This is a genomic window from Rodentibacter caecimuris, assembly GCF_001019715.1.
GTDB lineage: Bacteria > Pseudomonadota > Gammaproteobacteria > Enterobacterales > Pasteurellaceae > Rodentibacter > Rodentibacter caecimuris.
This window is the reverse complement of record NZ_BBXJ01000001.1, coordinates 341,221-356,958: the sequence shown is the minus strand read 5'-3', so window position 1 is coordinate 356,958 and position 15,738 is coordinate 341,221. Positions and strand designations below refer to the sequence as shown.

The following is a 15,738-nucleotide window of genomic DNA, read 5'->3' as shown; positions in this document are numbered from 1 at the left end:
TTATTTTTATGGGATTTTGGAATAGGATTAAAACAGCTTCGCAAAACACGGATGTTATAAAAAAGAAAACAGAAAGGGAAATTGTAAGCGATTTAATCCGTTCAATTAAAAAGAACATAGAACTAATCTTAAATTCAAAAGAAGGGTGCACATTATGTGCGCCCGATTTTGGTTTAAAAGACTTCAATGATGCAACTGCGACAACACGAAGTTTGGGGCAAGCGATAATCTCAAATATTCGTTCGAATTTGGAGCGTTATGAGCCCAGAATCCAAATTATGAGAATAGAATATATTCCTGATACGTATGATGTTCTGCAACTTAATTTTCGAATTACTTGCTCGGTATTATTAAAGCAAAGGAATGAATTAACAGAGCTAAATATTATTTTGGATAGTTCAAGTAAAAAATTTAAGGTTATGTAGATGTCTTTAAAAGAGTTTTTTCGGGCTGAATTAGATTTTCTGAAAAAAGACGGGCAGTATTTTTCAAAGATCTATCCTCATTTATCTCGTTTTTTATCTGACGAAATCGTTGATCCTGAAGCAGAAAGAATAATTGAGTCTTTTGCATTTTTGATCGCTCGATTGAAAGAAAAAGTACAGGATAATTTGCCGGAGATAACTCAATCAATGATTCAGCTTCTCTGGCCAAATTATTTACGTCCTTTACCAAGTTGTGCGATTTTAAATTTTAAACCTAAAGAAAGAGCTATTACAACAAAGCATATTATACCCAAAGGTACATTTGTCTCCTCTAAATCAGTAGATGGCACAGCTTGTCAGTTTCAAACAACCATGGATGTAGCCGTTTACCCAATAGTTTTAAATAGTGTAAAAAGTGTTACAGGTAACGAGTCGGCAGTCATTGAGTTAGAGCTAGAGAATATTACGGATGGTGATTTTGCGTCTATACAGTGTGATGAGCTATCGTTTTATTTATCTGGAAGCGATTACAGTGCATTAACTTGCTATCAGTGGATTTTTAATTATCTAACAAGAATTTTTATAAAAACAGAAGAAGGTATTATTAATTTACCACCTGATATTGTTTCTTCGGTTGGTTTTGATAAAAAAGAATCATTGATTCCTTATCCGGATAATGCATTTGACGGATATCGTTTATTACAAGAATTTTTCTTTTTTCCTAAGAAATTTTATTTTTTTAAGTTAAGAAAATTGCATCTTTACTTAAATAGATTAGCGGGTAAAAATTTTAAGTTATTTTTTGAGTTTGATCGTTCTTTTCCTAAAGATCTTAAGTTAACACAGGCCGATTTTTCATTGTATTGTGCGCCTGTGATTAATTTATTTGAACATGATGCTATTCCAATAAATCTTAATGGAGAGAAAGAGCTATATCCGATTATTCCAACCGGTTTTAATCGAGAACATTTTGAGATATTTGATATTAGAAGTGTTTCTGGTTCAAAACATTTGAAGGATATTGGAAATAAAATTTATAATTATCCAAAGTTTGAATCATTTGAGCATACGACATCTACCGGAAATAGGGAATACTATAAATCAACGATTAAAGATAATATTGAAGAAACAAGATATGATCATTTTATCTCTTTTGTATCCAGTTCAAATAAGCTTTTAGATACTTTAAGAGAAACTATATCAATAGATTTAGATTGCACAAATAATAATCTTCCCGAGTTGTTGGGCATTGGTGATATCTGTATTCCATCGCAGAATACGCCTTCTTATATTGATTTTAAAAATATTACCCTACCAGTAAAAACAATTAGAGCGGTCTTAGATGAGTCTGTTCACTGGAAGTTGATATCTAATCTCTCACTTAATTATCTATCTCTAACAAGATTGGATGTTTTAAAGGGGATTTTGTTAACTTATGATTTCCCAGCTATGAATGATGTCCAGTCATTAAGACGTACAGAGAAACGCTTGGCTGGAATGGAATCTATTGTAACCCGTTCTATTGATAAAGTAATAAAGGGCGTAGTATACAGAGGGCAAAAATCAGTATTAAGAATAGATAGTAATCATTTTCTGTGTGAAGGGGAGCTATTTTTATTTGGTACACTTCTTGCGGAGTTTTTTAGGTTATACGGTACGATAAATTCCTTTCATCTTCTAGAGGTTGTAAATACGAGCAACAACGAGATATTTAAATGGGAACAGAAAACTTCTCTACAAAGACTGATTTAAATCAGTACGGATTTCATCAACTCGTAGAGGCAATTGCAAAGTCATCATCTATAAGTCTGGATGAATTAGAAAATACTCTCATTGAGGAATCGGTATTTCGTTTTTTTAGTAACCCTAAACTTAACTTTCCTGTTGGGGATATTGAGCAACTTACTATTTTAGAGGAAAAGGAAGAAAAAAAATTTCAGTTTTTAGTTAATTTTCTAGGGCTGCAAGGGGCTGCAGGCCCACTTCCAGGCAGTATATTAGACGAGATCGCAGAAGAATCTTATGATAGCGAATCTATTCAAGCGAGATATTTAGATTTTTTTAATCATCATTTGATTGCAATTTTTCATCAGATTTGGCGGAAGTATAAGCATTATATAAGATTTAAATCAGACTTTTCTGATGATTACTCTTGCAACATGATAAATCTTTTGGGATTATCTAAGGATTTTATAGGGTATTCTAAGTTAAACTGGCATAAAATTTTTTACTATATTGGAATAATACAATCTGGGGTAAGAACGCCTGAAGTGTTAGCTGATATTATTCGGCATTATTTTGATTTAAATGATATTTTTATTGAAGAGCATGTAAGACGGATTCTTGAAATAGAAATTGACCAGAAAAATAAACTCGGTGTACAGAATGTAGTACTTGGAGATAATTTTATTTCGGGCAGTAATGTTGAATCGTTCTCAAATAAGTTCCGTATTCATATTAATAATCTAGAAGTTGATGAATTTTATCAATTCTTGCCAAATACTGAGAGATATAAACACTTAAAAGAATTGATTCGTTTTTTACTAAAAGATCCTTTACCTTATGAGCTTTCACTTAGTTTACGCCCTGATACAAAATCTACATTTATTTTAGGAATGGATAATTCTAGTTTTCTTGGATGGACAACTCTAATTAATGCAGATTCTGCTGGGAGTTATTCTTTAAAGCAGGTGATTATCGAAGGAGCCGTTTAAATGCATAGACTTTTATTAATGATAACAGATGCTTTTATGCTTGAAAAAGGAACATTACCTTATTGTTATTTTGATTCAGACGGCGGATTTGTTGGCTCGGCATCGGATATAAGTTGGAAATTAGATAATTGGAAAAATGAAATTTCTGATATAGAGTTTGAAATAAAGTATTACAACGCGAGTTTCTGCTTGATTTCTCACAGTAAAAAGGTTTTTATTAATGGTACAACTCAGGCGCTTCCTAAGGGGGGAATTGTTAAATTAAATGATAATGATCTTATCTCGTTATATAGTTATAAGATTCGAGCGAAAATATTTACTAACGAAGCTGAAGTTGTTACGTTACAAGATGAATTATCTCATTTACTTAACAAACAAACAGGTAATACAATTTTAAGTTTAGAGTGCTATCAATACAATTTTAACTATAATAATAAAGTTAATCGGGAGTTATTAGAGTTAAAAGTAAATGAAACCAATTTGGATCCATTATTAGCATTAAAAGCAGATGAAGAGTATTCTTTAGAGTTAGTTGATGCCTCTCCTCATCAAACGATATCCATAGAGGGATATAAATTCTTTAACCCTCATATTAATAGTTTTTCGGAATATTACACACCACCGGATATTATTTCATCCTCAAAAGTGCTAAGACAGACTACATTGGAATCCACAATTGAACATGAGTTGTTAGAAAATACCGTATCATCTTCTAATAAAAAAGTTGATGCCAAACCGGAGGAGCTTATTTTAGATCCTCTATTTTTTATTAAGTAACTAAGGAAATCTTATGAAATTAAAGTCTTTATTTATGCTTACAGCAGCATTAACTATAACAGCCTGCTCTTCGAATGAGCCGGCTGTGAACCCTCGTTTATTGAAAGCATCGACGTATTCACTTTCTATTTATGCAACAGATCGTGCAAATATCAATGTTTATTCTCCAAAAGATGATTCGGTAGCAGTGGTAAGTGATGAAGCATCGGCTGAGTTTGAAGAAGTACTTGATGTATCGAAAAGCCAGGTAAAACGTCCCATGACAACCACAGAATATAGAAAGAATGTGACTGCCAATAGTTCGAATTCAGATAAACAAATTATTGAACAAGAAAATGGAAAAGCAGATGCAAGAGCTACGCCTGTTATGCTGAAAGTTTTTCAATTAACGGATAAGTCCCTATTCCTAAGTAGCACATATGATGATTTTAGAGGTAATGATTTTACCGACTCATTAGGTAAAACCTATATTTCGAATATTGACCTAATCATAGCGCCAAATCAGTTCAGATTTGTTGATTCAGAAGCAATGAATGAGAAAACTCATTATATTGGCGTGGTAGCATTATTTAATGGTTATGAAAACCGTAAATGGAAAGGTATTGTACAAGTAAAACCAAAAGGTGGGGAAAGCTATCCTTTGCTAATCCGCGTATTAGATTCTAAAGTTGAAATTTATAAGGATAACTAATGTCTCTATCAAATCGTGTTTTATGGAAAGAAGGTCTATTCATTCGACCTCAACATTTTCAACAAGAAAGCCGTTTTTTAACATCGCAATTGAAGCAAGTTATTGATATTTCGGCTTATAATTTAGGTTTTGAGAAAATTGCATTTGATCAACAGCAGCTTTCTTTTGGAAAGGTAGGGCTTACTGAATGTAAAGGGGTGATGCCCGATGGAACACTTTTTGATTTACCTCTAACAGATAGCCTGCCTTCTCCGATTAGTGTGGATAGCAACTTAGTAGGGGAAACACTCTACCTTTGTTTACCTATTATTTCTAGTGGGGAAGGTGAAATTAAATATTCTGCAACTAATTTAGATTCGGTTGATTCACGGAGTGAGATTATTTTTACGGAAGTGAAAGATTCTCATAGTGAGAATGGGAGTTACACCCAACTTGAATTGCTAAAAAATCAATATTTCATAAAGTCCTCATTAGATGATCTAAGCAATTACCTCTCTTTACCTGTTGCAAAAATTAAAGATATAACATTAGATCATCAAGTAATATTAGACGAGGGTTTTTACCCTATGTCATTGCATATTACCGCAATGCCGCTATTTATTAATAAGTTAGCCGAGTTATCAGATTTAATTTTATTAAGAGCACAAAATATTGTAAACCGAATTGGTCGTCCGGAACAATCGGGAGTGGCGGATGTTAATGATTTCCTTATGCTTTTAACGCTTAATAGAGTTTCTCCTTTAGTGAAAAGCATCGTTAAATTAGGAAAATCTCACCCCTTATCAGTGTACGAATTGCTTGCTTCATTGCGTAGTGAGTTGGCAACTTTTGTATTAAAAGAACGTTTTTCAGAGACTTTCTATGAGTATCTTCATGATAATCCGGCGGCTTCATTAAATCCGCTATTTAGTGATATTAAATCTTACTTAAGCGTGGTGACAAATACAAAAGTAGTACCATTGCCGGTTGTTGCACATCAGTATGGCGTTTATACCGCTCAAGTTAATGATTCGTCACTCTATTCTTCGGCTGAATTTATTATTGCAATTAAAGCGCATTTACAGCCGGATTTGTTAAAAACTCAGTTTATTCAACAAACTAAAATATCCAGTATTGAAAAAATTAATCAATTGATTCATTTACAGTTACCAGGTGTACCGGTAAACGCTTTACCTGTTGCACCAAGGTACTTGCCTTATCATTCTGGCTTTATGTATTTCCAATTGGACAAAACATCACCATATTGGGAGAATTTGCTAACCTCGTCTGGATTTGGTTTCCATATAACAGGAAATTATCCGGGGTTAGAGATTGAATTTTGGGCAATTCGTGGAGATTTAGCATAATGAATAATCGTGAATTATTAAATACATATAATCCTGTCATTGATGAGCCTGCAGGGCGAGTTGTCATTACAAATAATGTGCCGGTAATTAATGAGAAAACAGATCTTCTTTATGAGCAAGTTGTCAATGTTGACTTTGATATTGACTACGACTTTCAGTTACAGACACATTCCTATAATGCCTTAATTGAATTGGCAAATCCGTTGTTGGCAACGGCACTTAGGTTAAAAAAGATATCTCATTTAGAAGATATAGGAAGTCTTTATTCCAGAATGCAAAATGAAGTGATGGTATTGAGTGAAAAAGTAAAAGAATTGAATTATGACAGTGCTTTTCAACTCTCGTTCAGATACTGCGTGTGCACATTTATTGATGAAATTGTTATGGCAACGCCTTGGGGAAACTCCTCAATTTGGGGACAACGTTCTTTATTAGCTCATTTCCATAATGAGACCTGGGGAGGAGAAAAGTTTTATTCGATTTTGTCAAGAACGATGCTAGAACCGGAAAAATATCATGAATTACTGGAGTTTATGTACATTTGCCTTGCTCTTGGATTCAAAGGGCAGTATGCAATTGGGCCACATGGTCAAGAAAACATTCAAAACACATTAATTAAATTACAAAAGACGCTTAGACCATTACGAGGATATGACTATCAAAGAAATCAGCAGATACATCTCTATAAAAGGGATTATACGGTGAAAAAACCATTATCACTAAATTGCTTTGTGTGGGGAACTTTGCTTGTCTTTGCGTTAATTTACTTCTTATATAGCATGTTTTTAGATTCATATTCGACTGAAATTATTAATAACGTCAATGATATTATCAATAATATGTAGCAATGAGGATCCTTTTGATGACACTACGTTTATCTTTTATATGTAAAACGATACTTGCTTCTTTCTTATCAATATATTCTATAAGTGCTTTATCTGAAGGGAGACTGGAACAAGCTGAACAATGTGTTTCAATCAAATCAAATATTAATCGCCTTGCTTGTTTTGACAGCGCATTTAATACACCGGTTAGAGAACAAGTGATTGATGAGCGTGTATTAGGTAACCTTGTGCCCAAATTGGTTGGTGATATTTTTACATTGGCAAAAGATGATGTCGGGAATTCAGCGGTTGAAAATAACTTAGAATTGGCTTTACTAAGTAATGATGGCGATGCCTCAGTGTACATTGCCTGTAAAGATAATATAACAAGATTCCAAATAGCATTGGGTAAACCGGTTAAACATAGTTTGCTGAATGTACATATTGCTAATACTGAAACGAATCAAACAGCCTCTAAAATTGATTGGCAAAGCGCCGAGCGAGGCTATTTACTTGATGCCGGTCGCGGACTTTATGCTATCAAACAACTAAAATCGATTTTATATATTGATACATTTTCTGTTTCCCTTCCCCAAGAGAATCGTCAGTACATCTTCAAAAACCATGGGCTTGCCTCTCAGGTTGCACCAATAAGAAAAGAATGTGGTTGGTAATATGAAATATCAAAATATTTTGGATGATATTGCCGGGGAGTATTTTCCGGTTGGTATTCCGGATGAGGGAAGCCAGCTCTTCTTTGCTATTGATGATCAAGTCATGAAGTTTGGTTCTTTACAACATGACACGATCGACTGGAACGGGCTTATTTCAAATTCTCATCAATATTTGGTTGAAAATTGCAAAGATTATAAGGTATTACAATATTTAGGATATGCTTTACTCTACAAAGAATTTAAGTCTAATTTGATTGAGTTTCTGTCGTTATTTTCAGAATTTAATAAGAAATTTCTTTTTAACGCTTATCCTAAACCTTCAGCAGATCATACGATTAATCGCTTTAAAGTAAAGTCAATCTCACTGATTCTTGAACGTTTTGAAAATGCAATATCAAATAACCTTGAGGTAAAATTTACCGCTAAAGAGAGTGAGACGATTAATCTGCTCACAGAAGCACTTTTAGACCAATTAAGAGAATATATCCCTAATGCGGAATCGATTTTAGTTCGGTTACAAAGTTTTGTAAAAGAGCGGTCAGATTCTGTTGAGAATATTTTAGTTAATAAAGAGAATGAAGTAAGCCAAAACAGTAATGCATTATCAGTCGAGCCGGTTCGTACATCAAAGACGGTTTCTGAAACAACTTCGTTAAATATTCCGGATATAAATGAGTTTCAACTGACAAATTCTAGACAGTTAAAGCAGTTCTATTTACAAGTAGCCGATACAAGTTGTAAATTGCAACCTTCATCAATATTGGGCTATGTCAGCCGTCGTTTTGGATTATGGCATAATATTACGCAATTACCGGAGATGAATGAACAAGGCATTACTGCAATGCAGTCTGTTCCGATTGATAAGGTCAGTGATTATCGGGATAAAGTGGTTTCATCTCCAAGTATTGAATTACTTGAGCGAATTGAAAAAACGCTAACAACAAGCCCATATTGGATTGAGGGTAGCTATTTATCGGCAAAATGTTGTGAGGCATTAAAGTTTCAAGATGTAGCTAAGTCTATCAGAAGTGTAACAAAGCAGTTTGTTGAAAAATTTCCTGCATTTCATTTGGCTAAGTTTCAAAATGGCGACTTTTTTTTAAGCCACTCTGTTTCTGATTGGCTTTTTGAAGAGGATAGTGCCAATTCAACATCTCAAGATGTGATACAAAATCAGCCGGATAATGGTTTTGATGAACTTTATTTATCTGAAGGTTTTGTTGCTGTACTCAAAAAAATTGATGAGCAACTGAAATCTGTGAAGGATATTCGTGCAAAGCATTATTTACAAATTGAAAAAATACGTTTCTTTTTAAAAGAGGGGATGGTTTCTATTGCACTTAATGAGCTCTCAGAACTAAATAATATTTGTAGAAAATATACTGTTGAAGAGTGGGATAGCTCCTTCTTTACTCAACTGGAAAAATTAAAAGATCAATTATTAAGGGATAATGAATGAATTACTTGAACCGATTATTAGGGATTTTTCGTCAGTTTACACGCCCTATTTTTTCACATCTTAAAAATTCACTTCCTGTGTTATTTGCATTAGGCCTTATCCTCATCTTTATTGGGATTTGGACTTATGGAAGTTCTTGGAGTTTCTCTGGTCTTTCAAATGAGGAAGGTTGGGATTATAAACTTGCTAAACAAGTTGGGATGGGAAGTCGAATTATTGCAACAGTAATTGTTTTGCTAACTTTAGCTATTATTGCGATTTTAAAACTTCAATTAAGAAATCTTCGTTTAAACAAAGAAAAGAATGAATTAGAAAAACAACAAGAAGAAAAAGACGTTATTCTCCCGTATATTAAAGAGCAAGATGATAGTCTTGAGTTAATGTCTGAATCACTAAAGAATCATTTATCTAATAAAGATTACATATACCAACTTCCTTGGTATATGGTGCTTGGCTCGCATAAGGCGGGAAAAACAAGTTTTATTAACCGCTCTAACCAAAAATTTACACTAACAGCCTTAGAAAGAACTTCTAAACGCTATATGCGTGAGAATTCTTTATATCAAATTGACTGGTGGGCAAGTGATGATGCGATTTTATTTGATCCTGAAGGAGGGATGATTCAACAGCTGGGGACTGAGCGTGATCAGGATGGAAAAATTGCAAAAGGATTGTGGAAACATTTACTTGATTGGGTTAGTGATGTTCGTCCGCAAAGGCCTATTAACGGTATCATTTTAGTTGTAGATCTTCCTAAATTAATTGCATCAAATCACAGTGACAGACAGGCATTAGCTGTGATATTACGCAATCGAATTCGTGAGGTTACGGAACAATTTGGTGCGCGTGTACCGGTGTATGTTGTTTTAAATAAAGTGGATCTTATTGAAGGTTTTGAAACATTTTATCGTGACTTAAAGCAATCGGAGCGCCATAAAAATTTAGGTTTCTCTTTTACCTTGAATACTGATGAACAAATTGATAACTGGACGAAAGAGTTCGCAGAGAGTTATGCTGCATTTGTAAAAGAAGTGGAAGAGGTCATCTTTGATAAATTAGCCGCCACGATTTCACAAGAAGATCGTGAATCTCTTTATATGTATGCGCGTCAATTAGGTGGAATGAAAGATATTTTGCTTCAGTTTATTAGCGATATCTTAGAGAGCGATCGTTTTACTACTACCCCTTATGTTCGAGGCGTTTACTTTTCTTCTATTTTCCAAGAGGGGATTCCGATGGATTTCTATCAAGCTGCGATTTCTAAGCAGTTTGATTTACCTCATGTTATACCAAGTTATCAGCCTGAGCGTACTCAGAGAGCTTATTTTACATATAATTTTTTCCAAAATATCATTTATCCCGAAGCCGGACTTGTTAGTGATAATAAAAAAGAAATTCGTCGCAATAAGCGTAAATTTATATTTGGTGCCGTTGCTGTTGCCGTATGCGGAATTTGCATTTTAGCAACCTGGCATAATTACTTTTATCAAAATAAAACGACTTCAGTGAAAATCTTAAAACTGACCGAAGAATTTCGCCAAATGAATATTAGCCAATCCATGGATCCGACCGGACGTAACCTATTAAAACCATTAAATATATTGCGTCAAGCGACCTATGGTTACGGAAATTACGAAGAGGCTTTACCGGTGATTGAGGATTTTGGTTTATACCAAGGTAAGAAAGTCGGTGAAAAGGTAAGTGAAGCTTACAAGAAATTTCTTTCTGAACGTTTTTTACCTGAGATTGCTATGGGATTAATTGAGCAAATGGATGCCTTACCGGAAGATAGCAACGAAGGATTAGAGCTGTTACGTGTTTATCGTATGATTGATGATATGGCAAACCGAAAAGTGAAGATTCCGGAACAGTGGATGACAAAATATTTACAAAAAAATTATCCTAAAAATCCTGATATTCAGCGTCAGCTCATGGCACATTTTAGTTATGCAATGAAGCACGTTGATCCCGATTTAACTATGTTTGATAAAAAAATTGCAGATAAACAGCAAGAATATAGCAAATTGCCATTGGCCGATCGTGTTTACCAAAACTTTAAAATTCTAGCAAATACAGAATTGCAACCTGCAACGGATTTGAAAGCTGAAATCGGTCAGAGTTTTACAACGATCTTTAAAACGGATTTAACACCGGAAGATCCTAAGACTTTCTTTAAGGATAAAAATATCAGTTGGTATGGTACGCTGATTAGCCCGTTATTTACCGATTGGGCATATAAAGATTTTTATGATCCAAAAGCACAAGATTTATTGCAACTCGCCGCAATTGATGCTTGGGTTCTGGGTAAGCAGCAAACTACAAATTATTCAAAAGAAGATCTTGCTAATTTATCAGAGCAAATTCGTGAACGTTATATCGCTGATTATATTCAAACGTGGCAGGAAGCGTTAAATAACTTAGAAATCATTCATTTTGTTGATTTACGTCATGCCGTTGATGTATTAGAGGCATTAACAAGTAATGAAAAACCATTGCAAAAAATGATTAATTTGCTTGATAAAAATAGCGATATTTATCCAAGTTTATCGGGAATTAATGCCGAAAATAGTAATAATAATGCAAATGTAGCAACTGCAAATCAGATGGCATCATTACAAATTGGCCATCATTTTGCCCCTTTAATTAATGAAGTAAAAGTAGCATCTAATGCCGATCAACCGCACATGGATGCAGTGATGAAAAAATTGTCTGAATTGAAGTTTTATATGCAAACGATTCAGAAATCGCCGGAGCCATCTCAAACGGCATTAAAAGCCATTATGTCCGAGCTTAACTTGGAACGCACTAATCCAACAGTTGATTTAAAACGCTTGGCAAATGAGATGGCAGAGCCACTTTCCGTTCAACTGAATAAGGTTGCGGATGAGGCTTGGACACTTGAACTAAAAACAGCTTTGAGCGAGATTAATACATTATGGAATCGTAACGTATATAGTTTTTATCAAAACAGGATAACAAACCGTTATCCATTAAATCGCAAAGCAACGCAAAGTGTTTCACTTGATGATTTCCGTGAGTTTTTTGGGCCAAACGGACGGGTACAACGTTTTTATGATAGCTATTTGAAATTCTTCTTAGAAGATAATGCCGAGCTTTCAATAGTTAATGGAGAAAGTGTAATTTCTTCAGAATTTTTGACCGCACTTCAGGATTTACAAAATATTCAAAGAAATTATTTTGATGCTTCCGGTAACGTCAGTATTTCTTTCAGCCTAAAACCTTTAGGACTTTCTGGAAAATTTACAGCATCGACCTTTAATATTGATGGACAGTTATTGAAGTATAGCCATGAGATTCCATCGGCAAGTCGTTTAATTTGGCCGAATACGACACGTCAAGATGTAGAAACGAGTTTGACTCTTGTAACTTCAATGGGAGAAACATCAACCCTGCGTCGTACCGGTGAATGGTCATTATTTAGAGTATTGGATCAGGCTGCCAAAAAAGCAAACGGACAATCTGTGGATCTTTCATTTAAGTTAAATGGTGGAGCGATTAATTATCGATTGACGGTAGAAAATGGATCAAATCCTTTCTTTGGCGGTATGTTAAGTGGTTTCAGATTACCATCTAAACTACTTGATACGGAAAAAGATACCAAAGATCTCATTGAACCAATGGAAATTTTTGAGGATGAAGTTGAATTACCTGAAAGTAATTAGCCAAATTAGCTTATGACATCTAAAAGGGAAATAGATAATATTTCCCTTTTTTAATAGAAAAATAACCTAAAGATTTGTCTGAAAATAAAAAAGCTAAACAGTGCCCTATTTAGCTTTTTTACAAAGTTTATAAAATTAAACTTGTGGTCTGCGCCAGTCGTCAGAGCCTGATGTACCTGCAATAGTATGATCCCAGTTAATTTTACGATAACTCATACTAACTTCTAATAATTGAGTATATGGTGCGTTGCTTGGATCTTGTGCATTTGGCATCACTAAATTCATATCAACAATCACTGCATCTTCTAATACAGTTGAGAAAAATTCTTCTTGACGACCATCAATAGAAGTGCGGAACCAAGTAACTTCAACTTTTGGTAACATTTCACCGGAAGCTAATGCGTTATACATTAAAGGTACTGCTTTGTTTAAAGAGCAAGTAAATTTGAATGCTTTGTGAACGCGTTGACCTGATGGCTGACCAGATTGAGGGTCAGTTGGAACGGTTACGATATGGCTAATTGCTTGTGCCATGATCTCATCTTCATGACCTTCAACATAAACATTACCGACAGAATCTTCAGTAAATGCACCTGCTGTAATTTTTCCTTGATTGCTACCTTCGATAGAAATAAATGCTGGAGTAGGCATAAAATTCTCCTAATGATGTTAAAGATTAAATAGTTGTTTGTCTATAAATAGACGGATATAACTATATCAAATTAAATAGCATTTAACATTAAATTTCATTAAAACGAGAGAAGTTTTTTTTATATTTCATGTTTATTAATTAAAGGGTGAAAAATATGTTTTTTTGTTTATAGGAAAGTTTGTTCCACTCCTGTTTCAAGGCAAAACGGCTTGTTCTGCTTTTTTCTCTGAAAACAGGGAAACGAATATACAAAATGCGAAAAGGATTAAACCAAGGAATACGACACTAAGATGAATATATTACATAAATTCAGGGCTTTCCTCGTTAAGATTAATTAAATAAAGTGCGGTCAAATTTTCAGACGTTTATGGATAAATGCTATTTGTGTTTTTCAATGCCGGAGAGGTTTCTTTCTCATCCCAATCATTATTCACTTCATTATGTAATCCTTGGGCTAGTAATCGTTCGTTCAGTTCTTTTTGGCGTTGAATAACACGGGCGAATTTCAGCATTTTTTGTTTATAAGAAAGCTTATCCCATTCTTGTTTAAAGGTGAGAATAGCTTGCTCTGCTTTTTTTCGTTTGAAAACGGGGAAGCGAATAAAGGCAAAACTATTACAAAATGCGATTAACGGATTAACCCAAGGAATGCGATAGCAAGAATGAATATATTGCATAAATTCGGGATTTTCTTCTGTAAAATAGGCTATCATCGCTTTGATTAAATGCATATTGTGATTTTTATTGAGTGAAGGATAGCAACCTAGAAGACCTCCATCAGTGGCTTCTCCCTCATCTAAATCCAATTTGAAAAACAGTGAATAATCGCCTTTTCCGCCAAACATATAAATACTAAAGCGATCGTATAAGATACCTGAAAGCGGATCGCCTTTATCCGGCACCGGTACAATAGAATGCCCTTTCCAATTTTGAAGATAGATCACCCGATATTTTCGGTTTAGGCGTAATGTTCTTGGGGTTGGATAAATAAATAAGAACAATACAAATAAAAAGACAATAAATTTAACCCCTAACCACATTCTAGTTTCAAAAATAGACCAAAAGTACCACGATTTATATTCTTCATAGCTCTCAACTTCTTCCGTTATTTTATATTTTTTAATAACATTTGGATCTAGCCGATATTTTAAATATTCATTGTATTTAGATGTTAACTCTTTGTCTGGGTTAAAGCCCCATTGGATATCTAACATAAGAGGTTGATATATGCCAGATAGCGGAGGCTCTCCTATCCGAGCATCTAAAAAGGCATTAATTATAAAGAAACCAATGATTAGAAATCTGAAAACGCCGCGATAGAAACCGCTTAAAAAGGAATGTCTGATTTCAATTTCATCGTTGCTGGTTTTTCTAATTGAATATCCTAGATCGTAATAAATTTGTTTTTTATCCATAGTGTAACTTATTTACTGATTAACTAAATAAAGTGCGGTTAAATTTAGCCCTGTTTTTTAATCATCACGCCAAGTCCAACGGTGATCTACTTCGTTATAAAATCCTTGTTGTTTAAGGGTGTCATTGATTTCTTGTTGGCGTTTTTGAACGGCATGATAGCGGGCTTGTTGCTGTTTCGGGCTGAGTTTGTTCCATTCGGCTTGATATTCGGCAATGGCTTTTTCTGCTTTTTTACGATGAAAGAAAGGAAAGTAAATCGGGCTGAGGCTGTTGCAAAACGCGATTAGTGGTCGGCACCAAGGGGGGCGGTAACATCTGCCGATATGCTGTAAAAATTCCGGATTGTCTTGGGTAAAAAATTCCCGCATTGCACGCACAATATGCTCGTTATGCTCCGCATTGGGCGTCGGGTAAATGCCTAAGAAAAAGCCGTCTCGGGCTTTTCCCTCAAAAAGTTTTAACGTGACAGATAATGAAAAATGTTGCCCTCTTCCAAAGGGATAAATGCTGAAGCGATTATATAAAATTCCGGAAAGGGGATCGCCTTTCTCCGGTACGGTAACCACAGCGGTACCGACAATATTTTGGCTGTAGAGAACTCGATACTTTCGGTTTAATCGCAAGGTTCGGTGGTGAGGGTAAAAGAACAGTAAAATAACAAAGGTTATCCAAATAAAATGGAAATATGCACTTACTATATCTCCAAAATGTCTATCTATGTAAGAAGATTTATATTGTTCGTATGAGATCCATTTCTCATTAGGGAAATATGCGATGAAATCTTTATTTTCTAGGTTATTTAGATATTTCTCATATAATGGCTTAACAATATCATCTGGGGAGAATGCCCAGATGAAATCTTGACGAATTGCTTCGTGTATCATAGAAAAAGGAAGTTTACTATGAACAATATCATTTATAGATATACATATAATAATTAATATAATAGCTAAACGAAATAAACCTCGTAAAAAACCATCAAGAAAAGAAAGTTTAACTTCAATTTCGTCTTTATTAATCTTTCGGATTGAATAGCCTAGATCGTGATATATATTTTTTTTATTCATTTTTAATATT

At 34.3% G+C, this 15,738-nt stretch carries 13 protein-coding genes; 10 read left to right on the top strand and 3 right to left on the bottom strand.

The window, feature by feature from the left end; all coding sequences use genetic code 11:
- Nucleotides 1-8 precede the first annotated feature (8 nt).
- Genes tssE through tssM form a run of 10 tightly spaced genes read left to right on the top strand, consistent with a single transcriptional unit; the run spans nt 9 to nt 12,593 of the window.
- Entirely contained in the window at nt 9-425 is a 417-nt protein-coding gene (gene tssE, locus PNEUHYL_RS01590; protein ID WP_059365539.1) for a type VI secretion system baseplate subunit TssE, read from the top strand.
- Nucleotides 426-2,177 carry a type VI secretion system baseplate subunit TssF gene (gene tssF / locus PNEUHYL_RS01585; protein ID WP_059365538.1) on the top strand — a complete coding sequence of 584 codons (1,752 nt, stop codon included), beginning with the start codon at nt 426-428 and terminating at the stop codon, nt 2,175-2,177.
- Complete coding sequence (gene tssG / locus PNEUHYL_RS01580) at nt 2,141-3,139, top strand: type VI secretion system baseplate subunit TssG (RefSeq protein WP_059365537.1); 999 nt, start codon at nt 2,141-2,143, stop codon at nt 3,137-3,139. The genes tssF and tssG overlap by 37 nt, the downstream gene beginning before the upstream one ends.
- On the top strand, nt 3,140-3,916 hold the full coding sequence (locus PNEUHYL_RS01575) for a hypothetical protein (protein ID WP_059365536.1): 777 nt from the start codon (nt 3,140-3,142) through the stop codon (nt 3,914-3,916).
- A 13-nt stretch (nt 3,917-3,929) separates the two neighbouring features.
- On the top strand, nt 3,930-4,607 hold the full coding sequence (gene tssJ / locus PNEUHYL_RS01570) for a type VI secretion system lipoprotein TssJ (protein WP_059365535.1): 678 nt from the start codon (nt 3,930-3,932) through the stop codon (nt 4,605-4,607).
- The gene (tssK, locus tag PNEUHYL_RS01565; RefSeq protein WP_059365532.1) at nt 4,607-5,953 is read left to right on the top strand and encodes a type VI secretion system baseplate subunit TssK; all 1,347 of its coding nucleotides are present in this window, start codon (nt 4,607-4,609) and stop codon (nt 5,951-5,953) included. The genes tssJ and tssK overlap by 1 nt, the downstream gene beginning before the upstream one ends.
- Nucleotides 5,953-6,798: a type IVB secretion system protein IcmH/DotU gene (gene icmH, locus PNEUHYL_RS01560; protein ID WP_059365529.1), complete on the top strand. Its 846-nt coding sequence runs from the start codon at nt 5,953-5,955 to the stop codon at nt 6,796-6,798. Before tssK ends, icmH begins: the two co-directional genes overlap by 1 nt.
- Nucleotides 6,799-6,815: 17 nt before the next feature.
- Complete coding sequence (locus tag PNEUHYL_RS01555) at nt 6,816-7,451, top strand: type VI secretion system-associated protein TagO (protein WP_059365528.1); 636 nt, start codon at nt 6,816-6,818, stop codon at nt 7,449-7,451.
- A gap of 1 nt (nt 7,452) precedes the next feature.
- On the top strand, nt 7,453-8,910 hold the full coding sequence (gene tssA / locus PNEUHYL_RS01550; protein ID WP_059365527.1) for a type VI secretion system protein TssA: 1,458 nt from the start codon (nt 7,453-7,455) through the stop codon (nt 8,908-8,910).
- The gene (gene tssM, locus PNEUHYL_RS01545) at nt 8,907-12,593 is read left to right on the top strand and encodes a type VI secretion system membrane subunit TssM (RefSeq protein WP_059365525.1); all 3,687 of its coding nucleotides are present in this window, start codon (nt 8,907-8,909) and stop codon (nt 12,591-12,593) included. Before tssA ends, tssM begins: the two co-directional genes overlap by 4 nt.
- Before the next feature lie 135 nt (nt 12,594-12,728).
- Here tssM and PNEUHYL_RS01540 read toward each other — a convergent pair whose 3' ends face one another.
- The 3 genes from PNEUHYL_RS01540 to PNEUHYL_RS01530 form a co-directional block, all read right to left on the bottom strand.
- On the bottom strand, nt 12,729-13,244 hold the full coding sequence (locus PNEUHYL_RS01540; RefSeq protein ID WP_059365521.1) for an Hcp family type VI secretion system effector: 516 nt from the start codon (nt 13,242-13,244) through the stop codon (nt 12,729-12,731).
- Between the two features lie 366 nt (nt 13,245-13,610).
- Nucleotides 13,611-14,459 (bottom strand): hypothetical protein, encoded by an 849-nt coding sequence (locus PNEUHYL_RS01535; protein ID WP_239690372.1) that lies wholly within the window; start codon nt 14,457-14,459, stop codon nt 13,611-13,613.
- A 258-nt stretch (nt 14,460-14,717) separates the two neighbouring features.
- Nucleotides 14,718-15,728 carry a hypothetical protein gene (locus PNEUHYL_RS01530; RefSeq protein ID WP_059365518.1) on the bottom strand — a complete coding sequence of 337 codons (1,011 nt, stop codon included), beginning with the start codon at nt 15,726-15,728 and terminating at the stop codon, nt 14,718-14,720.
- Nucleotides 15,729-15,738 lie beyond the last annotated feature (10 nt).